This is a genomic window from Rheinheimera sp. B2H12 (genome assembly GCF_059620065.1).
Window position 1 is genome coordinate 2,149,743 of the sequence record NZ_CM184363.1, and the last position, 22,119, is coordinate 2,171,861.

The window sequence follows — 22,119 nt, forward strand, 5'->3', positions numbered from 1 at the left end:
ACTTCAGGTTAACCTGCAGATCTTGGTTATTCGATAAAATACCAATACCCTAAATTGACCAGCATGGTGATCAACTGCAATTTAGCGGGGTCGGCAGCAAAGCCGGCACAAGCTTCTGCATCTAACTGAATTTGCTCACAAAGCTGTTTGACGGTTGCCATCTCAGCAGCAGGCACTGTCATGGTATGACCATTAATAAACAGTAAAATGTCCTGCTCAGGCGCAGCTTGAATGTAACAACATCTTAAGCCACCTAGCCGCGCCAGTACTGAGCCTTCGGTCAGATATTCAGCGATTTCGTCCTGATGATAATGCGGATCAGGCTCGGTCGCGTCCAGCTCATGTTTGGCGTGGGTGATATAACTGCCAAAATATCTTGCCAGTAACGCCGGATCCTGCACCAGACCCAACAATAATTGCTGCACCTTGGTTAAATCCGCCTGACTAATTTCCCCCACGGCGTGGCTGACCTCACGCTCTGGATCGCTAAAACGCTGGCCCTGGATGTCATTTTCAATCAGGTGATCTGCCAGACCTGTTAATAAATCCTTTTGTGCCGGTGCTCTGAAGCCCATGGAATAACTCAGGCTGGCGTCGACAGAAATACCATCATGCGGACATCCTGGCGGAATATATAAAATATCACCAGGTTCAGTGATCACATCGATACAGTGTTGAAACGGGCTGATTTGCAACAGGCGTGGATGTGGGCAGTGTGGCACCAGACTGTCATCTGGCATGCCAACACGCCAGTGTCTTTTTCCCATCCCCTGAATAATAAACACATCGTATTGATCCAGATGCGGACCTACGCCGCCGCCCGGCGTGGAGAAACTAATCATCAGATCGTCAATCCGCCAGTTGGGGATAAAACGAAAGGGTTCAATCAGTTGCGCCGACTCCGGGTGCCAGTGATCAACCGCCTGTACCAGTAAAGTCCAATCCTGCTCACCAAAAGCGCTGAAATCTTCAAACGGACCGGTTTCCAATTGCCACTGTCCGGCAGTTTGACTGACAATCCTGGATTCGATTTCTTCTTCTGCGGCCAAACCAGCCAACTCATCCGGGCTTATCGGATCGATAAAATTGGCAAAACCGCCTTTAATCAGCACAGGTTTTTTTTGCCAGTAGTGTGCCAAAAACTGGGCAGGGGTTAATTCATTCAGCGTCAGTTGATACATGATTTGTGTCCGGCAATAACAATGCAGAGGGAAAATGGCTGCTATGTGAAGTTACAGCAGCCATGGATTAGCAACAGCTTAGTTCAGGCTGTCGACCAGTGCGATGGCTGCACCGATGTAATTGTCAGGCGTGAACTGCTTCATCTGGGCTTTGGCAGCAGCAGGTAGGTCCAGATTATCAATAAACTGATGCAAATCCGCTGGGGTAATGCGCTTACCACGGGTTAACTCTTTCAGTTTTTCGTAAGGTTTTTCCACGCCATAACGACGCATCACGGTTTGGACCGGCTCAGCCAGCAGCTCCCAGTTTTGATCCAATTCCTGCAGCAGGTTAGCTTCGCTGACTTCCAGTTTGCTGATGCCTTTGAGCGTGGCGTGATAAGCAATCAGGGTGTAACCGAAACCGATGCCGAGGTTTCGCAGCACGGTTGAATCGGTTAAATCGCGCTGCCAGCGGGAAATTGGCAGTTTGCTGGCCAGATGCTGGAAAATCGCATTGGCCAGCCCCAAATTGCCTTCTGAGTTCTCAAAGTCAATTGGATTGACTTTATGCGGCATGGTGGAAGAGCCAATTTCGCCGGCAATGGTTTTTTGCTTAAAGTGACCCAGTGCAATATAACCCCAGACATCGCGATCAAAATCAATCAGGATGGTATTAAAACGCGCCACGGCATCAAACAGCTCGGCAATATAATCATGCGGCTCGATTTGGGTGGTGAATGGGTTCCAGGTCAAACCAAGGCTGCTGACAAACTGCTCAGAAATTTGGTGCCAGTTTAAATCCGGGTAGGCAGATAAATGCGCATTGTAGTTGCCCACTGCGCCGTTGAATTTGCCCAGCATCTGCACGGCGGCTATTTGCTCGCGTTGACGTTGTAACCGGACATAAACGTTGGCCATTTCTTTGCCAAGCGTGGTTGGCGAGGCGGGTTGGCCATGGGTGCGTGCCATCATCGGGATCGTTTTGTAGCGCACCGCTAACTCTTTTAACGCGGCGAGTAACTGATCACAGAGCGGTAATAACACCTCATCACGGGCTGTTTTAAGCATAAGGCCATGCGATAAGTTATTGATATCTTCTGAGGTACAGGCAAAGTGGATAAACTCGCTGACAGCGGCCAGTTCGGCAGAAGCTGCTACTTTTTCTTTTAACAGATACTCAACTGCTTTGACGTCATGGTTGGTGGTGCGTTCGATTTCTTTGACGCGCTCTGCATCGGCCAGACTGAAATTGTCGACAATTGCATCCAGTAAAGCATTGGCTTCTGCACTGAAAGCGGGCACTTCGCCGATGCCGGCAATAGTTGCCATCTGCTGCAACCAGCGCACTTCGACCGTTACGCGATATTTAATCAGGCCAAACTCACTGAAAATATCTCTCAGTTCAACAGTGCGGCTGCCGTAACGGCCATCCACCGGGGAAATGGCTGTTAATGCGTTCAGTTCCATGGAAACTCCTATGCTTGAGCTAATTGTTGTAAAACAGATTTGGTTTCCTGCAGCAAAGTTTTGCGCTGGAAAATAAAATGGTATTTGCGGCCACCGGCCTGGCGCCACAACACCGCAGCACGGATGGCGGCCAGCAATAAAGCGCGGATTTTATGTTGCACCAGCTGTTGTTTCAGTTGCGCCGGGACACCGGCAATCTGAATACGCTGACCCAGCGGGCTGATTTGTTCTACATAAATGTCAGCCATACTGGCCAGCACGGTTTCATCCAGCAACTGGAAATGCATCAGTTGTTGCTGTAACCGTTCAATTCGCTTGCCGACAGCCTGTAAATGACTGCCGCTTTTCGCCAACCGTCGTTCCAGGGTCAACACGGCCATCACGTAACGCGTCAGCTCCAAATCTTTTTTCGGCTGATCAGACAACTGCGCTAATAAAATGTGATAGCCGGTTGCGACCTGTTGCAACGCAGAGCCATAAATTTCCACCGGCTCTGCGGCATCCTGCACCACAATACTTTGCAGGCAACAGCGGAGCTCTTGCTGATCAAGTTCATCGCCGCGGGCAATTTGTTGTACCAGCCGGACTGCCTGACAAAGTGCTGCCAGCGCTAGTGTTTGGGTCGTATAGGAAAATTGCATAGTTATAACACCGCCTGATCAATAATACCGCCACCCAGACAGACTTCATTCAGATAAAATACCGCCGACTGACCAGGCGTCACCGCTTTTTGCGGTTGATCAAACATCACCAGTACAGTGCCATCGGCTTTGGGCACTAAAGTACAGGCAATGTCTTGCTGACGGTAGCGGGTTTTCACGGTACAACGCAGTTCTGATGCCGGACCTTTGCGATCAACCCAATGCAGTTGCTCGGCCACCAGACCTCGGGCAAACAGGCTTGGATGATCCTGACCCTGGGCGACAATCAAGTGATTATTGGTTAAATCTTTTGCCACCACATACCATGGATCTTCAGCACCATCGCGCAAACCGCCAATGCCAAGACCTTTACGCTGGCCTAGGGTGTGGTACATTAAACCTTCATGTCGGCCAATAGTCACCCCCTCCACGGTTACAATATCACCAGGCTGCGCCGGCAAATATTTCTGCAGGAAATCTTTAAATTTGCGCTCACCGATAAAACAGATACCGGTACTGTCTTTTTTATTAAAAGTCACCAGGCCTTGTGCTTCAGCAATAGCGCGCACCGCTGGCTTTTCCAGATGGCCCACCGGGAATAAGGTTTGCGCCACATGCTCGCTGCCGATGGTATAGAGGAAATAACTTTGATCTTTGTTGTTATCCAAACCCCGGATCAGTTGCCATTGGCCATCAACTTCACGACGCTGCACATAATGCCCGGTCGCAATGTAATCCGCGCCTAGCGCTTCGGCGGCAAACTCGAGAAAGGCTTTGAATTTAATCTCTTTATTGCACATGATGTCAGGGTTTGGCGTACGGCCGGCTTTGTACTCTGCCAAGAAATATTCAAACACGTTATCCCAGTACTCAGCAGCAAAATTTACCTTGTGCAGTTTAATGCCGAGTTTGTCGCAGACCAGTTGGGCATCTTTTAAATCTTCAGCGGCAGCGCAGTATTCATCATTGTCATCTTCTTCCCAGTTTTTCATAAACAGGCCTTCAACCTGATAGCCCTGCTGAAGTAATAAATAAGCTGACACCGACGAATCAACGCCGCCTGACATTCCTACAATGACTTTTTTACTGCTGTGATCTGACATTCTGAACGCTTCATGGCTAAAAATAGGCGCGGATTATAGCACTTTTTTAGCGTCAGACACAGAGTCGACCGGGCTTTTAATCAGTTGCAAATCCAGTCGCACGCCTTGCATGAAAATGGCGATCGCGTCCGTGACCAACTGGCTGCGCACCGGCAACCTATGGCAACTGAGTTCCTGTGCCGATAACCAATGCAGTGCCAGAATGTCCGGATCCTGCGGCCAGTGGGGCTGGGGCAGCTTGGTTAGCTGGTAACAAAAGTTAATTCTGGTGTAACGGTGGCCATTGGTGGCTGTTAATTGGGAAATACCCAGCCAGCTGTCAGGTTCGAGTGCCAGGCCGGTTTCTTCCCACAATTCACGCCGGACAGCACCCAGCAAATCTTCATTGGCTTCAACATGGCCGGCCGGCTGGTTTAACACCCGACGGCCACTGGTTTTGTCAATTTCTTCAACCAGCAAAAATTTGTCGCCGGCACAGACCACGGCGGCAACGGTCAGATGTAAAAAACTTCGATCCATGGTGTTCTCTGCTGTTGATGTTAAAAGCAAGCATATCGGTTCCGCAGGCAAATGCCCGGCAGCGGGCATGCGCGGCAGTTTTGGCACTATATCGACATTTAATGGCCAACCCTATCTTTTTTGGTGGAATTATTCCGACTTTTTGTAAGTGGTCGGGCCACGAAAGGTTTTGCTGCAGCAGCGAAGTCTGTACTATGTGCGGGCAGATGAATTCATCGGCAGTTCCAGATCTGAAATCAGCGTTGCAACAGGTTGAAATGGCCAGATCTTTAGATGCAAACCGCTACTTTCGCTGGAACTAAGCTGATAAACTTATTCAAGTTCCCAGCTGTGTTGGCGCAGCCTGTGTTACGTCATTCTGTGACACCCGCCTGAGCCGATGCAGTTTCCTTGTTGCAGATCCAGGACATTACATGACCACTGAAACTTCAAAAATCATTTATACCCAAACCGATGAAGCGCCAGCCTTAGCCACTTATTCGCTGTTGCCGATCGTTCAGACCTTCGCTAAAGCTGCCGGTGTGGTAGTTGAAACCCGCGATATTTCTTTATCTGGTCGTATTATCGCTGCTTTCCCTGATTTCCTGACCGCACCACAGCAACAGTCTGATGCGCTGGCCGAATTAGGCCAACTGGCGACTCAGCCAGATGCCAACATTATCAAGTTGCCAAATATCAGTGCCTCAGTACCGCAATTAAAAGCGGCCATCAAAGAATTACAAGCCAAAGGTTATGCGCTGCCGGATTACCCGGAAGAGGCTACCTCGGCGCAAGAAAAAGATGTCAAAGCACGTTATGACAAAATTAAAGGCAGTGCTGTTAACCCGGTATTACGTGAAGGCAACTCAGATCGCCGTGCGCCATTATCAGTGAAGCAATATGCCCGCAAGAACCCACATTCAATGGGTGCTTGGTCTGCTCACTCTAAATCTCATGTTGCGCATATGAGCGCAGGTGATTTTTATGGCAGTGAACAATCGGTGACAGTGCCGGCAGCAACAGCGGTACGGATTGAATTAAAAACAGCCGACGGCGCAGTGCAGGTATTAAAAGAGAAAACCAGTCTCAGTGCCTTAGAAGTGATTGATGCGTCAGTATTAAGTGTTGCTGCACTGCGTGACTTCCTGGCGGCAGAAATTCGCAGCGCCAAGGCGCAAGATGTGCTGTTTTCTGTGCACTTAAAAGCAACCATGATGAAAGTATCGGACCCGGTTATTTTTGGTCATGTTGTGACAGTGTTTTTCGCTGAAGTGTTCGAAAAACATGCCGCTGTGCTGAAAGATTTAGGTGTTGATGTCAACAACGGTTTTGGTGATTTACTGGCAAAAATCCAGCAGTTACCGCCAGCACAACGCGAAGAGATTGCAGCCGATATCGCGGCAGTGTATGCAGCGCAACCGGCGTTGGCGATGGTTAACTCAGACAAAGGTATTACCAACCTGCATGTGCCAAGCGATGTCATCATCGATGCCTCAATGCCGGCGGCGATCCGGACTTCGGGCCAGATGTGGGGACCGGACGGCAAGTTAAAAGATACCAAGTTTGTGATCCCGGATCGCTGTTACGCTGGTGTCTATCAGCAAACCATCGCATTTTGTAAAGAGCATGGTGCTTTTGACCCGCGCACCATGGGCTCAGTGCCGAATGTCGGTCTGATGGCACAAAAAGCGGAAGAATATGGTTCGCACGACAAAACTTTTGTGCTGCCAGCGGCTGGTACAGTTCAGGTTGTTGATGCTGAAGGTACAGTGCTGATGTCTCATCAGGTGGCCGCCGGTGATATCTGGCGGATGTGTCAGACCAAAGATGCACCAATCCAGGATTGGGTCAAACTGGCTGTCAGCCGGGCCCGTTTAAGCCATACACCGGCGATTTTCTGGTTAGATGCTGCCCGTGCCCATGATGCGCAGTTGATCAAAAAAGTGACCACTTATCTGGCGCAACATGACACCACCGGTCTGGATATTCAAATCATGACACCAGAGCAGGCAACACAAGTCAGCCTGGATCGAATCAGACAAGGTCTGGATACGATTTCTGTGACCGGTAACGTGTTACGCGATTATCTGACGGACTTATTCCCAATTCTGGAATTAGGCACCAGCGCCAAAATGTTGTCGATAGTCCCGCTGATGAATGGTGGAGGTTTATTCGAAACAGGTGCCGGTGGTTCAGCCCCAAAACATGTTGAACAATTTGTTGAAGAAAATCACTTACGTTGGGATTCATTAGGCGAATTCCTGGCGTTAGCGGCTTCGTTGGAGCATTTAAGTCAGGTTGCAGGCAATCAGGGGGCGCAAGTGCTGGCTGAAACCCTGGATCAAGCCACCGCATTGTTCCTCGATAACGATAAATCACCAACCCGTAAACTGGGTCAATTGGATAACCGTGGTAGCCATTTCTACCTGGCGCTGTACTGGGCGCAAGCGCTGGCAGCACAAACCAAAGATTTGGCTTTACAACAACGGTTTGCGCCATTGGCTGCCACTTTAGCAGCCAATGAAGCGACTATTGTGCATGAGCTGAATGCTATTCAGGGTAAAGCAGTGGATATTGGTGGTTATTATCGTCTGGATGATGCGTTAGCGACTGTCGCTATGCGCCCCAGCCAGACTTTTAACCAGGCACTGGCTGCCCTGTAATTGCAGACAGCACGAAGCTGATTGGTATTGACCTTAAAAAATCCGGCCTTGTGCCGGATTTTTTTATAAGTGCGCTTTCAAGTTAAGCACAGGAATGATGGCTTAGGCGCTGACTACTGGCACCTGAGCAGGTTCTGGGGTAAAAAGTGCAGCTTGTGGTTAAGCGATTTGTCCGTTTGGACTGAGGGCTGCATCCTTAGGTTTAGAGCGGATTTTTTGTTGCTGTGAGGGGTTCAGAGGGCTTGACGTCATAACGAACAACGGCAGAGTGACAGTATTTCGCTATCCGAAAGGACTGGGCCTGCAATCTATTGATTCTGACATTTGCCATTGAGTTGCAAATCTAGGTTTAATCTAGTTGCTAGTGGTTAATCATAGGATAATATTGAAAAGCCTCGTACATGAGCGGGTATCACAATAATCAATTAGTGTCAGGCAGACCCCCTGCATGGCTGCTGCCTGTCACCTGGCGCTGTTAATTACTCGGCTTTACCTTCTTCAGGTAAGGCGATATTGACAGCATGTAGGCCTTTGGGCCCTTCAGATAATTCAAAGGTCACATCCTGGCCGGCTTTCAGCGTGCGGTAGCCGTCCATGTTAATGGTTGAGTAATGGGCAAAAATGTCCTCGTCACGGCCATCTTCACGAATAAACCCAAATCCTTTGGCATTATTAAACCATTTCACTTTACCGGTAGCCATACTACATACTTCCTTCTCTTAGTTAGCTAATTTCTGTATTCTAAGCTGATAACAGCAGAGCTTCTTCAAGCCCCAACAGTTAATGTAGATAATTTGCACAACTAGTCAAGTTTTTTACTGAACTATTCGCAATTGAAAAGCACAGAATTAACCACCACATCCTTTGATGGATTAATCAGGCGTGACTATAGTTATGAGCAGCATCAGACAAACACAGGGAAATGACGAAGGTTTAGCCGAATTGACCCGGCAACGGGTAGAACCGCCGCCGATGTATAAAGTGATTCTGCATAATGATGACTATACGCCAATGGATTTTGTCATTGATGTGCTGACCCGGTTTTTTAACTTACAGTATGAAAAGGCCAGCGAAATTATGCTGAAAGTGCATTATGAAGGCAAAGCTGTCTGTGGCGTATTTACTGCGGAAATTGCCGAAACCAAAGTTCAGCAAGTCAGCAGTTATGCCAAAGAGCATGAACATCCGTTGTTATGCACCATGGAACGGGCTTAACAAAGGGTTTCAGTCAGTAACTCAGGTGGATTAGGAGTAGTGCATGTTAAATAAAGATCTTGAGTTGACGCTGAATCTGGCATTTCGCTTTGCCAGGGAACGCCGCCATGAATATATGACTGTGGAACATTTATTGCTGGCTCTGCTGGACAACCCGGCGGCAGGGGAAGCTCTGAAGTCATGTGGCGCCAATATTGACCGGTTACGTAATGAATTATCGACTTTTATTGACTCGACCACGCCGTTGATCCCTGATGGCGATTTAGAACGCGATACCCAGCCGACACTTGGCTTTCAACGCGTGTTACAGCGTGCGGTATTCCATGTGCAATCTTCTGGCAAAACCGAAGTCACGGGTGCCAATGTGCTGGTGGCTATTTTCAGTGAACAGGAATCTCAGGCGGTTTATTTACTGAAAAAAATTGATATCAGCCGGCTGGATATTGTGAATTATATTTCGCATGGCGTGATTAAAGCCGACAAAATGGATCCCAGTGATGACCAGCAAAGTGAAGAGAGCAATGATGGTACTGTTGAAGAGAACAAGTATCTGGAAAACTTCACGGCAAATTTAAATGTGCTGGCTAAAAATGGTCAGATTGACCCTCTGGTCGGGCGTGACACTGAATTGGAAAGAACCATTCAGGTGTTGTGTCGCCGCAAGAAAAATAACCCGTTGCTGGTAGGGGAAGCCGGTGTGGGCAAAACCGCCATTGCGGAAGGCTTGGCTTACCGCATTGTGCAGAATCAGGTGCCGGAAGTCATTGCCAATGCCACCATCTACTCATTAGATATGGGGGCGTTGCTGGCTGGGACTAAATATCGCGGTGACTTTGAAAAACGACTGAAATCGTTGTTAAAAGAAATTGAACGCGAAAAAGATGCGGTGCTGTTTATCGATGAAATTCATACTGTGATTGGGGCAGGGGCTGCTTCCGGTGGAGTGATGGATGCCTCGAACCTGATTAAACCATTATTGTCCAGTGGTCGCTTGCGTTGTATCGGTTCGACCACTTATCAGGAATTTAAAAGTATCTTTGAAAAAGACACTGCTTTGGTCCGTCGTTTTCAAAAAATTGATGTGGTGGAGCCGAGTGTGGATGACACCACGCAAATTCTGCAGGGTTTAAAAGAACGTTATGAAGCGCACCATGGTGTGCGCTATACCCAAAAAGCTTTAAGGGCTGCGGCGGAGTTATCTGCCAAGTATATCAATGAACGCCATCTGCCTGATAAAGCCATCGACGTGATTGACGAAGCCGGTGCCAGCCAGCGTTTGTTGCCGCTGTCAAAACGCAAAAAAGTGATTAACGTGCCAGAAATCGAACACGTTATTGCCAAAATGGCGCGGATCCCGGAGAAGTCAGTGTCGGCATCAGATAAAGATGTGCTGGCGAATTTGGACCGCAATCTGAAACTTGTGGTGTTTGGCCAGAATGAGCCGATTGAAGTACTGACTTCGGCGATCCGGTTATCCAGATCCGGGCTTGGCAACGAGGAAAAACCGATCGGCAATTTCTTGTTTGCCGGCCCAACTGGGGTCGGTAAAACTGAAGTGACCAAGCAACTGGCGAAAATTATGGGTGTCGAACTGCTCAGGTTCGATATGTCGGAATACATGGAACGCCATTCGATTAGCCGGTTAATTGGCGCACCACCGGGTTACGTTGGTTTTGATCAAGGTGGTTTGCTGACCGATGCGGTGTCTAAACATCCGTACTCAGTGGTGTTGTTAGATGAAATCGAGAAAGCGCACTCCGATATTTACAATATTTTGCTGCAAGTGATGGACCATGGCACTTTAACCGATAACAACGGTCGCAAAATCGATTTTCGCAATGTGGTGCTGGTGATGACCACCAATGCGGGTGTGCAGGAAACCGTCCGTAAAACCATTGGCTTTAAACAGCAAGACCACAGTTATGATGCCTTGGCTGAAATCAACCGCACCTTCAGCCCGGAGTTTCGTAACCGGTTGGATGGCATTATCTGGTTTAAGCATTTATCCAGAGACATTATTCTGCAAATTGTCGACAAGTTTGTCTGTGATTTACAGGTACAACTGGATAAAAAACAAGTGTCGCTTGAGCTCAGCACTGCCGCCCGTCATTGGCTGGCGGACAAAGGTTATGATCAGGCGATGGGGGCCAGGCCTATGACCCGAGTGATCCAGGAGCAACTGAAAAAACCGCTGGCGAATGAAATTTTGTTTGGCCGTTTAATCCACGGTGGTGATGTCAAAGTTGATTTAGACGGCGATGCCCTGAGTTTTGATTATCTGGACTCGGCAGTACCGGCTTAACTCAGCTGAGTTTCAGAGTTGCCACAATAGCGGACTGCCCCAGCGCTTGGCGTTGGGTCGAGTCCGTCCGACAGTGACCAAACTTGTTGCTTGTTAGCAAGATTGATAGCAAAACAAAAACCCGGCATGCCGGGTTTTTGTTTGAAGTCATTGCAACTGATTTGATTGCTGGTTACACCAGCCAGTGACTTCTGAGCGCTGAAATCAACTCAGCGTTGACGGAATACGATACGGCCTTTGGTCAGATCGTACGGCGTCAATTCAACTGTGACTTTATCGCCGGTCAGAATACGGATATAGTTTTTCCGCATTTTACCAGAAATGTGCGCGATAACGACGTGCCCATTTTCGAGTTCTACCCGGAACATTGTATTTGGCAAGGTTTCCAATATTGTGCCTTGCATTTCAATCACGTCTTCTTTCGCCATGCAGCGTACGAGCCCCTTCAGAAAAAAATTAAACCGGAAAAAAACTGCGCAGATTGTGCCGAAATCACGCGGATAAGTAAAGCAACTCAGGATGTTTTAATCAAAAGACTGCCATTTATGTCCAATCAATCGCTGTTGTGGACCGAAATCGGCTTTATAAGCCATTTTTTGACAGTCAGAAATATAAAATCCAAGATATAGTTGTTGGAGCTGTTGTTGTTTGGCTGCAGCCAACGCGGCCAGGATCGCGAGTCGACCAAGCGCCAATGAGGTATCGGTTTGATAAAAACTATAAACCGCAGACCAGGCGGTTGGTAAAGCATCCAGAATCAACACGCCAACCAAATCGTCAGCAATAAACTGCTCCAGTGTCAGGATAGGTAGCCAGTCGCATTGAAACATTGAGCTCAACTGCTCTGGTACTGGCGGAAACATCACCCCATCTTTGTGTTTACTGCTGATGTAATGCTGATACAAGGGGTAATATTGTTGCCAGTCTGGTTGCCAGTTCAGTCGATAGTGCCATTGCCGTTTGCTGGCCTTTTGCCACAGCCTGCGTTGCGAAGTGCTGGCAGTAAAGTGCTCGGGAGCAATCCGCACCGACTGACAAGCCTGACAACTGCTGCAATAAGGCCGGTAGAGCTGAGCTCCACTGCGACGAAAATTCATTTGTAACAGTTGCAAGTACAGATCTGGTTGTAACGGTTGATCCGGTAAGGTGAAAATCAGGCTTTCAAGTTGTTCGGGTAAATAGCTGCAGCTGTGCGCAGCAGTGATCCCCAGTTGTAGATCGTCCAGTTTCACAGGCTCAGCTCCAAAGTGCCTGGCCGCCAGTGTGAGGCCGGGCAGTCCTGCGCTTGTAAGCTGGTGAGCAGTTGCAGATAATCTGCTCTTTGCATTGGGCAGGCACCTTGCTGTAGTAAAAAAGGGTTTGGTAACTGACAATCAATCCAGCCTGCAGCATAACAAGACAAATGCTGTTGCAACATCACCAGCGCCAGTTTGGCGGTGTTTGGCCTGAGATTAAACATCGACTCACCACAAAACAAAGCACCGACTGTAATGCCATACAAACCGCCAACCAGTTGGGAGCCATGCCATACCTCGATACTGTGCGCTTGTCCGGCATGATGCAGTTGCAGATAAGCTTGTTTTATTGCCGGCACTATCCAGGTTGCAGGCTGATGCCTGCGCGGCGCGGCACAGTGTTTGATCACTTCGGCAAATGCTTGATTGCAGCTAAATGAAAATCGTTGCTGTTGCTGATATTTTCGCAATGACCGATTTAGCCTGAGCGCCCCCGGCGCAAATACGGCCCTGATGGCAGGAGACCACCATAGCATGGGATCTCCGGCACTGAACCAAGGAAAAATGCCTTGCCGATAAGCATGTTGCAGCCTGATCACCGACAGGTCACCACCGAGCGCCAACAATCCATCCGGGTTTGGCAGCGCTTCGCTGACTGGCGGAAACCAGCTGGGATCAGCCGTTAACTGTGGTAAATAAATAGTCATGCTTGACTGATTTATTTGTTCAGCGCATCCAGATACCGCTCAGCGTCCAGTGCGGCCATACAACCTGTGCCAGCGGAAGTGATTGCCTGACGGTAGATATGATCAGACACATCGCCAGCTGCAAACACACCGGCAATACTGGTCTGGGTGGCATTGCCATGTAAACCACTTTGCACTGTCAGATAGCCATTGTTCATTTCCAACTGGCCAGCAAAGATATCGGTATTTGGTTTATGACCGATGGCAATAAAGACACCTTGCAGAGCCAGCTCTTCGTCAGCCTGACCTTGGGTTGAAGATAACCGCACGCCAGTCACACCCATATTATCTCCCAGCACTTCTGCGAGTTCGCGATGGGTATGCAGCACTATATTACCGCTTGCAACTTTGGCATGTAACCGGTCAATCAGGATTTTCTCCGCTTTAAAACTGTCACGGCGGTGAATAAGATGAACTTCAGCCGCAATATTGGACAGGTACAATGCTTCCTCTACCGCAGTATTGCCACCACCGACCACAGCAACTTTTTGATTACGATAGAAAAAACCATCACAAGTTGCGCAAGCCGAGACGCCGCGGCCACTGAATGCCTGCTCGGAAGGTAATCCAAGGTACTTGGCGGAGGCACCAGTGGCAATGATCAGCGCGTCACAGGTATAAACGCCATTATCACCAGTCAGGGTAAAAGGTTTTTTCGTTAATTCTACCGTGTGAATATGGTCAAACACGATTTGGGTGTTAAAAGTTTCGGCGTGTTCGCGCATCCGCTCCATCAGCGCCGGACCGGTCAGACCGTGCGCGTCGCCCGGCCAGTTTTCAACTTCGGTGGTGGTGGTCAACTGACCGCCTTGTTGCATGCCGGTCAGTAACACTGGTTTTAAATTGGCGCGCGCCGCATAAACGGCTGCAGTATAGCCGGCTGGGCCTGAACCTAAAATCAATAAACGGCTATGTTGTGGATTTGACATAAAAACTCCGCTGTAAACAGCATTAATCAACGAATGAACTAAGTTGGGATGATTTTATGGCATTGCAATGCCAAGCGAAAGCAAGCAACTAAAATTAATTCAGCTGCGCTGTAAACTGCCCCTTGCTGTGCTAATGTGTTGGGAACTATGTAGTGTTACCTTATCTGGTAACTAAAGTCACGGCAGTAAAAACAGTGCTGCTGTTGCTGTGGTTGTCTGACAACGCTGACGGACAGGCGGAGGTTCATTCTGCAACAAAGCCCCAATCGATGGTATTTCCTGCTTTTTATTTGTTGGCTGAGCATGCTGTGCATCAGTCCTTTTGCTGTTGCGTATCACGAATTTAAACGGATTGGCGTCGATGATGGTTTGCCAAATGCCACTATTTACAGTGTGGCGCAGGATAAACAAGGGTATATCTGGCTGACCTCAACTAATTCTGGCTTGTTACGTTACGATGGTTACAGCTTTGCCGAATTTCCGGTGTTACAACCAGATGAGATCCGACATCAGGCCAGTTTAGATGTTGGTGTGCTGTTGATTGACCGGCAGGCGAATATCTGGGCTGGGACCTGGGGCTATGGTCTGAGTAGGATTGATGCACAAACCGGCAAGCTGAGTCGTTTTGTCAGTGATCACAAAACGGCTGACTCGTTGGCAGGGATGCAAATCCAGAGTTTATTACAAGACAGCTCCGGCCATATCTGGATCGGCACCACTGAAGGCTTGAACCGGTTGAGTCCGGATGGGCTGATGCAGCGGATTGGTGCGCCTGGCAGTGCGGTTGCGCTGCGGCATCAACGCATTTGGAGTCTGGCACAAACGGAAGATGGCAAAATTTGGATTGGGACGTCCGAAGGCTTACACTCCTGGCAGGAAGGTCAGGGGCTCTCGGCCGTGGTACTCCCTTTTCCGCAAAAAAACGCCGGTAGCCGCGATAATGAAATTCGGGCGCTGGCAACCGCTGGCCATACCTTATGGCTTGGCACCCGGCATGGCTTACTCAGTCTGGATAGCCGTCATGCAGAGCTGACGGCCATTCCTTTTTATGAAAATAAACCGACGCCTATTATTAACACTATGTTGGTCGATTCGGATGGCAAATTGTTGCTAGGCACCTACAACGGCCTGTTCCGGGTGGAACCAGAGGGGCGGATGTTCAGTCCATTCCGTTTTCAACATTCGTTATTACCTTCTGTGAATGTGCGCTCGTTATTTCTCGATAGAACTGGCGTGCTTTGGCTCGGATCGCGGGAAAGTGGTTTGTTTTATGCCCGGCATAAGAGGTCTGCATTCTCCAGCCTGGCCGCTTTGTTGCCTCAGGTTGAGGCCGAAAAGCTGAATTTTGCCGTTACCAACGTCCTGAGTCATCAGAATACATTGTGGCTTGGCAGCGCCGAGTATGTGTATCGGGTGGATTTGCGCCAGCCCAGACTGCAGCGTTATCTGACTGCCGGTCGGGTAAACGCCATTAGAGCGGCGGCGGATGGTCAGATTTATATTGCCACTGATGTTGGCCTATTTCGATATCTGCCAGACTCAGATCAGTTGGAGAAGGTATTAACACCTTTTCAGTTAGCCGGTATCAAAGATAGCAATATTCGTGATTTGGTGATTACCGACCAGGGGCAGTTTTGGTTTGGCTTATGGGGGGAAGGGGTGCTGTTTTGGGACCCGGCCACTGCGACAGTGAAAACCTATTTGCAGCAACTGCTGGCTCGTCATGTCGGTGATGCGGTGCAAGGCATGCTGGTAACGGCAGAAGACGTCTGGATTGGCACCCGCTATTCAGGTTTATTTCAGTTGAATAAACAAACCGAACTGCTCAGTGCAACTGCACAGCTACGACAAGCGGGTTTACAGCTGCCAAGTGCGGATGTGCAATGCGTCGAACAAGGCCCGCAACAACAATTGTTAATCTGTACCGCCAATGGTTTAGTGTTGTATGACCCAATCCGGCAGCAACAGCAGATTTTTGACCGTCAGCATGGCTTAACCGGTGATAATATTGTCGGTGCTTATACTGATCAGCAACAGAATATCTGGTTGTTATCAGCCAAGGGACTGACCCTCAAACCAGCCGCAGAACAAAGATTTATTAACTTCACTAAACTGGATGGGCTGGTCGCCACTGAATTGGTGTTTAAATCTATTTTTGATGATCAAAACGGTCAGATGTACGTCGGTACTATTAATGGACTGGCCATCGTCGAACCGGATTTTATCTGGGTCAATGACATCCCCCCCAAGGTTGCCGTGTCCAGTATTTTGATTAATAACCAGAATTTACCCATAGAACCACAACGTAGCCAATGGCCGCAGATCCAGTTGCAACCGACCGATAGCAGTATTGAGTTTGAATTCAGCAGCCTGGACTTTCATGATGTCAGTCGTAATCAATTCCGCTACCGGCTAAAAGGTTTTGAACAGGAGTGGTTACTGCAAACCAGTAAGCGCAGTGCCTATTATTCCAATTTACCGGCTGGCAATTATCAGTTCGAGCTGACGGGGTCTAATAATCATGGTTTATTCAGTGCTGAAATCACGACAGTCACGGTTGAAGTGTTACCGCCCTGGTGGCAAAAACGTTGGGTCCAAACGCTGGCGCTGTTATTGTTCCTTATTTTAATCCTTGCGATTCACCAGTATCGGCTTCGACATATTCGCCAGATCAATCGTTTATTGCAAAACTCTGTGCAGGAAAGAGCCAAAGCGCAGTTAATTCTGGAGACCAAAGTAGCTGAACGCACTAGTGCGCTGGAAGAAAGTTCGTTAACTTTGTCGCTGCGAACCAAACAATTGGAAAAAAGTCTGCAGGAAATTGCCAAAACCAACAAAGAATTAAAACGTTTGGACCGGCTCAAAGATGAATTTATTTCCACCGTTTCCCATGAACTGCGCACCCCACTGACCTCCATTCGTGGTGCAGTTGGTTTGGTGGCCCAGCGGGTGGTTGAACCTGGCAGCGATTCTTACCAGTTGTTACTGGAAACCGCGGTCAATAACTGTGAACGTTTATCGCATTTAATTAATGATTTATTGGATGTGCAAAAATTTGAAGCTGGTAAGTTTGTGCTGGAAAAACGCCGCGTCGAAGTGATAGAGCAAGTACGGTTATCGCTGGAAGCCATGCATACTTATGGTCATAAGTATCAGGTCAGTCTGCAGTTAACCGCGGATGCGGACAGGCCTTTATATGTGCAGGCTGATCCGTTACGGCTGCGTCAGGTGCTGGATAATTTGTTATCCAACGCTATTAAGTTTTCGCATCCGGCCGCGGTCGTCACTGTTCATGTCAGCAGGGTTGATCAGGATGTACGGGTGGAGGTACAGGACCAAGGCATCGGCATTCCCGAGCAGTTTCAGGGCCGTATTTTTGATAAGTTTAGTCAGGCAGACGCTTCAGACAGCAGAAATAAAGAAGGTTCAGGACTTGGCCTGACCATTTGCAAGAAAATTATCGAGAGTCATCAGGGCCGTATCGGTTTTCACAGTCAGGAACAGCTTGGCAGTACCTTTTGGTTTACTTTGCCAGCTATCGACACTGAGCCTGGTGTCACAACTCTGCAGGTGCAGGACTGAGTACAAGCAGCTTTGCAAGAGGCTGACTAAGCTGCCAGCCTCTTGTGCAGTCTAAGTGACACTCACCGGCAGCACATAATAATAAACCGAGATAAAATGGCAGCTACTGCCAGCCACGACCCATAAATGCCATATCACATGATGAAAACGCAGGCTATGCCACAAGTAAAAAATCACCCCCAGCGAATAACATAACCCCCCAGCCAGCAACCACCATAAACCGGCAGCAGGGACGGTCTGTAGCATCGGATTAATCGCCACCAAGGCCAGCCAGCCCATGACTAAATAAAGCACCAGACTTAATTTTTTGAATTTAAGATGGGCTAGAAACTCCAGCGCCAGCCCAAACAGCGCTACAGCCCAAATCACCAAAATCAGCCAAAATCCCCAGTTATCTCGCATGCTAATCAGGGTATAAGGGGTATAGCTGCCCGCGATCAGCAGGTAAATGGCGGCATGGTCCAGTTTGCGCCAGCGGGCTTTGCTGCGTTCACTGCGACTGCCATGGTACATACTTGAACACAAATATAATAAAAATAGGCTGCTGCCAAAAATGACACTGGACAGACTGGTTTGCCAGTCTGGTACTGACCAGGTTTTTGCCAGCATCAGCCAGGTCGCCAGCAGACTTAGCAGGGCGGCGGTGGCATGGGTGGCACAATGTAGTTTTTCTTCGATCGGCAGGTAATGGTCACGCTCAGCAGTCATAGCAGGTCCGGCAACAAAAAATTGGCTCTTATCTTACCACTAATAACATTTAATTCCGTCAGCCTGATGACAGTCTGTTGTCAAATAAGCACGGCAGAGTAGAATGCCGTTTTGATTGCCGGAGTTCAGAATGCCGTTATTGATAGTGCTGGGTTATGTCTGGCCGGAACCCAATTCTTCTGCGGCTGGCAGACGGATGCTAAGCCTGATCCAGTTATATCGTGACCAAGGCTGGCGTATTATTTTTGCCAGTCCGGCTGAGCGCGGGCCACACCGTTTTGATTTGGCTCACTGGCAGATTGAAGAAGTCGAAGTGACGATTAATGACAGCGCATTTGATCACTGGATTGGCCAATTGCAACCGGATGTGGTGTTATTTGACCGTTTTATGCTGGAAGAACAATTTGGCTGGCGGGTCGAAGCGGTTTGTCCGCATGCATTGCGTTTGCTCGACAGCGAAGATTTGCATTGTCTGCGTGCTGCCCGGCAACAGGCCTGGCAAGCAGGCAGGTCTTTGCAACTGACGGATTTACATTCCGAACTGGCACTACGTGAATTGGCGGCCATATTTCGTTGTGATTTGACTCTGACCATCTCAAGTTATGAGATGGAGTTGCTGCAACAACATTTTCAGGTTCCGGCAACTCAACTAGTCTATTGCCCATTTTTACTCGACGAACCTTTGCGTTGGCAGGCTGCTGCAGGCGTATTGGACTTTGCACAACGGCAGCATTTTATCAGTATTGGCAATTTCCGGCATGAACCCAACTGGCAAAGTGTGCTTTGGTTGAAACAACAGATTTGGCCGCTGATCCGCCAAGCATTACCACAGGCCCAACTGCATCTGTATGGTGCTTATCCGCCGCCCAAAGCCACCGCCTTGCATGCGCCCAAACAAGGTTTTCATATCAAGGGCTGGGCAACTGACGCCGCCGCCGTGTTGGCCGAAGCCCGGGTTTGTCTGGCACCATTACCCTTTGGTGCCGGGCTGAAAGGCAAATTTATTGATGCGATGCAAACCGGCACCCCAGCGGTGACCACGGCTATCGGGGCCGAAGGCATGACGCTGGATGGGCACTGGTGTGGTTTAGTGGCGGAAAGTTCGGCTGAGCTGGCCTCTGCTGCCGTACAGTTATATCAGGATGCAGTCTTATGGTCGCAAAAACAGCAACTGGGTTATCAGATCTTACAACACAAATTTGCCAAAGCCAGCTTGCAGCCCGCCATCTGGCAACAGCTGGAGCAGGTCAGAGCAGAGTTGCCAGCGCATCGGCAACGCCATTTTATCAGCGCCATGCTGCGGTTACATCAATTTCGCAGCACCAAATTTATGAGTCAGTGGATTGAAGTCAAACATCAACTGGCCACTTTAAAACAACAAATCGCAGAAGGACAGCCGGATGAATAGTATCACTCGACAGGCGCTTTGCCAGTTGCTGGACACTGAACTGGGCAGCAGCCGGATCAAGGATTATTGCCCGAATGGTTTGCAGGTCGAAGGTAAATCTTTGATCCATAAGGTCGTTACAGGTGTTACCGCCTCGCAAAAATTGCTTGATGCTGCCATTGCCGCTGCGGCTGACGCCGTGTTGGTGCATCATGGTTATTTCTGGAAAGGCGAAACTGAGGTGGTGACCGGCATGAAAAAACGCCGGCTGCAAACCTTGTTGCAGCATGATATCAATCTGCTGGCCTATCATTTGCCGTTGGATGTGCACCCGTTGCATGGCAACAATGCTAGATTAGGCGCTTTGTTAAAGCTCCAGCAGGTTCAGCCTGTTGCTGCTGTGGAGCCGTTGGGGGTGTTGATGCAGGGGCAATCCGAAACTGCCATCAGCCCAGCGGCATTTGCCGAATTGTTGCAAACCTTAACCGGCCGTACTGTGTTGCTGCATCAAAGTACACAAGCGCCGGCTTTGGTCAGACGCATTGCCTGGTGCAGTGGCGGCGGACAAGGCTACTTACCCCAGGCTGTGACGGCAGGGGCTGAATTATTTTTTAGTGGTGAAGTGTCAGAGCAGACCATTCACCAGGCCGATGAACTGGGGATCCATTTTATTGCCGCTGGCCACCACGCCACCGAGCGTTATGGCGTGCAGGCGCTTGGCCAGTGGTTAGCCAGCCAGACAGGTATTGAGGTTGAGTTTATCGATATTGATAATCCAGCCTGAATCAATCACTGACAGCTGCGGGCGGCCCATCTGTCTGAAGCTGCCATTGTTGCTGCAGCAACGCAACATATTCATACTGCAGATAATACAGCGCCTCTAACGCCATCAATGATGGCAGCCAGTCTTTGAGCTGATAAGGCGCTGGCTCGCGACTGGCGGTGCTGTGTTGGGTCGGTGCGGCATATAAATTGTCACCTTTGTGCCTACCATAATAAGCAAACCAGCGCATTGCCCGAGGTAAATGCATGGCGGAAGTGACCACGACGGCTTTATCCTGTCCAATAGCCTGCGTCAGCGCCTGTGCTTCTTGCCGAGTATTGCCTGGCGCCGGATGCAGCACTATTTGCCCAGCCGGCACGCCCATTGCTACCGCAAACTGGCGGGCGATTTCGCTGTGCTGTTGTTGCGTTGCCGCCAGATGGCCGCTAAAGTGCAGCTGCGCTGTTGGTTGCTGTCGCCAAAGCCTGATGCCTTCGCTGATGCGGGCCAGCGAGCAGGGCGCCAATTGGCTGGTCAGTGGCAACGCCGACTGATTGCTATGGCTACAGCCAAGCACCAGAATATGTTGGATCTTGTGTTGCAGTTGCGGTTGATTAAAGGCCGGATAGGATTGCTCCAGTGGCAACGCCAACTGGTCAATCAGCGGTTTACAACTGCTGGCGCTAAAGCAAAGCCAGAGTAAGAGTGACAGACGCGGCAGTTTTTGTTGCTGGCGATAACTGCGCCACAGTTGTAAAAAAACCAGCAGCCATAACAACACCAGGGGCGTGAGCAACTGCTTGAGGGAAAAATTGGCGACAAAGTCCAGCAAATCAATAGCTCCGAAGCGGTGATACAGCCAAAAGCCGCAGTAACCATGATAATGAAGTAACAAGATAATGAGCAAAACCAAATCAGACCGTAATTTTGACAGTATCGCGGCAAAATTTCAGCAGAATATTTATCAGACCAGCAAAGGCCGGCTACGTCAGTTGGTATTACAACGGGATTTAGCTGAACTTGCCTTGTTGGCGACACCAAGTCAAGTGCTGGATATTGGGGCCGGGCAGGGACAACTTTCGTTATGGCTTGCTGCGCAGGGCCATCAGGTGCATCTGACGGATGTGTCGGCCGAAATGCTGGCGATAGCGGCCCAAAGTGCTGCTGAGCAGGGCTTAACTGCGCAGGTCAGTTTTAGTCAGCAAGGTTTGCAACAGTTGGCTGCTGAGGCGGCGTTGCAACAACAATATCCGCTGGTGTTGTGTCACGCGGTGCTTGAGTGGTTGGCTGATCCAGAGCAAGCAATTGCGCAGTTGACCAGCCTGCTGGCGCCAGGTGGTATCTTGTCGTTGATGTTTTACAATGTCGATGCCAAACGATTATCGAATATTATTTATGGCAATTTTAATTATGTGTTACGGGATTTGAGCTACAAAAAGAAAGTCAGCTTAAGCCCGCAGCATCCGCTTAATCCCGTTCAGGTCAGTCACTGGTGTCAGCAACAAGGACTACTGCAACTGAGTAAAACTGGTGTGCGCTGTTTCCATGATTATTTACGCGACCGCAGTCAGCAACAGACGCAGTTCGAGTTACTGCTCGAGACCGAATTGCGTTATAACCGATTGGAGCCTTATGCTTCACTGGGTCGATATCAACATTTATTATTACAAAAACCAGCCGATCCATCGCTCTAGCGTCAAGTGGCGCGGTTTGCCAC

The 22,119-nt window shown here is 49.2% G+C and carries 19 protein-coding genes; 7 read left to right on the forward strand and 12 right to left on the reverse strand.

The annotated features are described in order from the left end of the window. Positions 1–26: 26 nt before the first annotated feature. The 5 genes from AC53GJ_RS09375 to AC53GJ_RS09395 all read right to left on the reverse strand — a co-directional run bounded on the left by AC53GJ_RS09375 (position 27) and on the right by AC53GJ_RS09395 (position 4,893). The gene (locus tag AC53GJ_RS09375; protein WP_496732417.1) at positions 27–1,181 is read right to left on the reverse strand and encodes a ribosomal protein uL16 3-hydroxylase; all 1,155 of its coding nucleotides are present in this window, start codon (positions 1,179–1,181) and stop codon (positions 27–29) included. Between the two features lie 78 nt (positions 1,182–1,259). Continuing rightward, positions 1,260–2,630, reverse strand: a complete 1,371-nt coding sequence (gene purB, locus AC53GJ_RS09380; RefSeq protein WP_496732418.1) for an adenylosuccinate lyase — start codon at positions 2,628–2,630, stop codon at positions 1,260–1,262. A gap of 8 nt (positions 2,631–2,638) precedes the next feature. Next, complete coding sequence (hflD, locus tag AC53GJ_RS09385; protein WP_496732419.1) at positions 2,639–3,271, reverse strand: high frequency lysogenization protein HflD; 633 nt, start codon at positions 3,269–3,271, stop codon at positions 2,639–2,641. A 2-nt stretch (positions 3,272–3,273) separates the two neighbouring features. Continuing rightward, positions 3,274–4,374, reverse strand: a complete 1,101-nt coding sequence (gene mnmA, locus AC53GJ_RS09390; protein WP_496732420.1) for a tRNA 2-thiouridine(34) synthase MnmA — start codon at positions 4,372–4,374, stop codon at positions 3,274–3,276. A 33-nt stretch (positions 4,375–4,407) separates the two neighbouring features. Continuing rightward, positions 4,408–4,893: an NUDIX domain-containing protein gene (locus tag AC53GJ_RS09395; protein WP_496732421.1), complete on the reverse strand. Its 486-nt coding sequence runs from the start codon at positions 4,891–4,893 to the stop codon at positions 4,408–4,410. Positions 4,894–5,306: 413 nt separating this feature from the next. On the opposite strand from AC53GJ_RS09395, the gene AC53GJ_RS09400 reads away from it, so the two are divergent. Beyond that, complete coding sequence (locus AC53GJ_RS09400) at positions 5,307–7,535, forward strand: NADP-dependent isocitrate dehydrogenase (RefSeq protein WP_496732422.1); 2,229 nt, start codon at positions 5,307–5,309, stop codon at positions 7,533–7,535. A gap of 479 nt (positions 7,536–8,014) precedes the next feature. On the opposite strand, the gene cspD is transcribed toward AC53GJ_RS09400, so the two are convergent. After that, positions 8,015–8,236, reverse strand: coding sequence for a cold shock domain-containing protein CspD (gene cspD / locus AC53GJ_RS09405; RefSeq protein ID WP_496732423.1), 222 nt, complete (start codon positions 8,234–8,236; stop codon positions 8,015–8,017). 193 nt (positions 8,237–8,429) lie between these two features. Between cspD and clpS the strand changes: the two genes are divergently transcribed. Together clpS and clpA are read left to right on the forward strand one after the other, a co-directional pair. Next, a complete protein-coding gene (gene clpS / locus AC53GJ_RS09410) occupies positions 8,430–8,750 on the forward strand; it encodes an ATP-dependent Clp protease adapter ClpS (protein ID WP_496732424.1) in 321 nt (106 codons plus the stop codon). A 43-nt stretch (positions 8,751–8,793) separates the two neighbouring features. Continuing rightward, the gene (gene clpA, locus AC53GJ_RS09415) at positions 8,794–11,052 is read left to right on the forward strand and encodes an ATP-dependent Clp protease ATP-binding subunit ClpA (RefSeq protein ID WP_496732425.1); all 2,259 of its coding nucleotides are present in this window, start codon (positions 8,794–8,796) and stop codon (positions 11,050–11,052) included. A gap of 209 nt (positions 11,053–11,261) precedes the next feature. Here the strand turns inward: clpA and infA are convergent, their stop codons facing one another. The 4 genes from infA to trxB form a co-directional block, all read right to left on the reverse strand. Beyond that, complete coding sequence (gene infA / locus AC53GJ_RS09420) at positions 11,262–11,480, reverse strand: translation initiation factor IF-1 (RefSeq protein ID WP_377246786.1); 219 nt, start codon at positions 11,478–11,480, stop codon at positions 11,262–11,264. A gap of 96 nt (positions 11,481–11,576) precedes the next feature. Continuing rightward, positions 11,577–12,284, reverse strand: coding sequence for an arginyl-tRNA--protein arginylyl transferase (locus AC53GJ_RS09425; RefSeq protein WP_496732426.1), 708 nt, complete (start codon positions 12,282–12,284; stop codon positions 11,577–11,579). Next, the gene (aat, locus tag AC53GJ_RS09430; protein ID WP_496732427.1) at positions 12,281–12,994 is read right to left on the reverse strand and encodes a leucyl/phenylalanyl-tRNA--protein transferase; all 714 of its coding nucleotides are present in this window, start codon (positions 12,992–12,994) and stop codon (positions 12,281–12,283) included. The genes AC53GJ_RS09425 and aat overlap by 4 nt, the downstream gene beginning before the upstream one ends. 11 nt (positions 12,995–13,005) lie before the next feature. Next, the gene (gene trxB / locus AC53GJ_RS09435; protein ID WP_496732428.1) at positions 13,006–13,962 is read right to left on the reverse strand and encodes a thioredoxin-disulfide reductase; all 957 of its coding nucleotides are present in this window, start codon (positions 13,960–13,962) and stop codon (positions 13,006–13,008) included. Between the two features lie 303 nt (positions 13,963–14,265). Between trxB and AC53GJ_RS09440 the strand changes: the two genes are divergently transcribed. Then, the gene (locus AC53GJ_RS09440) at positions 14,266–17,544 is read left to right on the forward strand and encodes a two-component regulator propeller domain-containing protein (RefSeq protein ID WP_496732429.1); all 3,279 of its coding nucleotides are present in this window, start codon (positions 14,266–14,268) and stop codon (positions 17,542–17,544) included. 51 nt (positions 17,545–17,595) lie between these two features. On the opposite strand, the gene trhA is transcribed toward AC53GJ_RS09440, so the two are convergent. Then, a complete protein-coding gene (trhA, locus tag AC53GJ_RS09445) occupies positions 17,596–18,252 on the reverse strand; it encodes a PAQR family membrane homeostasis protein TrhA (RefSeq protein WP_496732430.1) in 657 nt (218 codons plus the stop codon). Between the two features lie 130 nt (positions 18,253–18,382). Here trhA and AC53GJ_RS09450 point away from each other — a divergent pair, with 130 nt between their 5' ends. Then, positions 18,383–19,660 (forward strand): glycosyltransferase, encoded by a 1,278-nt coding sequence (locus AC53GJ_RS09450; protein ID WP_496732431.1) that lies wholly within the window; start codon positions 18,383–18,385, stop codon positions 19,658–19,660. Beyond that, positions 19,653–20,423: a Nif3-like dinuclear metal center hexameric protein gene (locus tag AC53GJ_RS09455; RefSeq protein WP_496732432.1), complete on the forward strand. Its 771-nt coding sequence runs from the start codon at positions 19,653–19,655 to the stop codon at positions 20,421–20,423. Before AC53GJ_RS09450 ends, AC53GJ_RS09455 begins: the two co-directional genes overlap by 8 nt. A gap of 1 nt (position 20,424) precedes the next feature. Here the strand turns inward: AC53GJ_RS09455 and AC53GJ_RS09460 are convergent, their stop codons facing one another. Next, positions 20,425–21,234 (reverse strand): ElyC/SanA/YdcF family protein, encoded by an 810-nt coding sequence (locus AC53GJ_RS09460; RefSeq protein ID WP_496732433.1) that lies wholly within the window; start codon positions 21,232–21,234, stop codon positions 20,425–20,427. A gap of 67 nt (positions 21,235–21,301) precedes the next feature. Between AC53GJ_RS09460 and AC53GJ_RS09465 the strand changes: the two genes are divergently transcribed. Beyond that, on the forward strand, positions 21,302–22,096 hold the full coding sequence (locus tag AC53GJ_RS09465) for a methyltransferase (RefSeq protein WP_496732434.1): 795 nt from the start codon (positions 21,302–21,304) through the stop codon (positions 22,094–22,096). Positions 22,097–22,119: the final 23 nt, after the last annotated feature.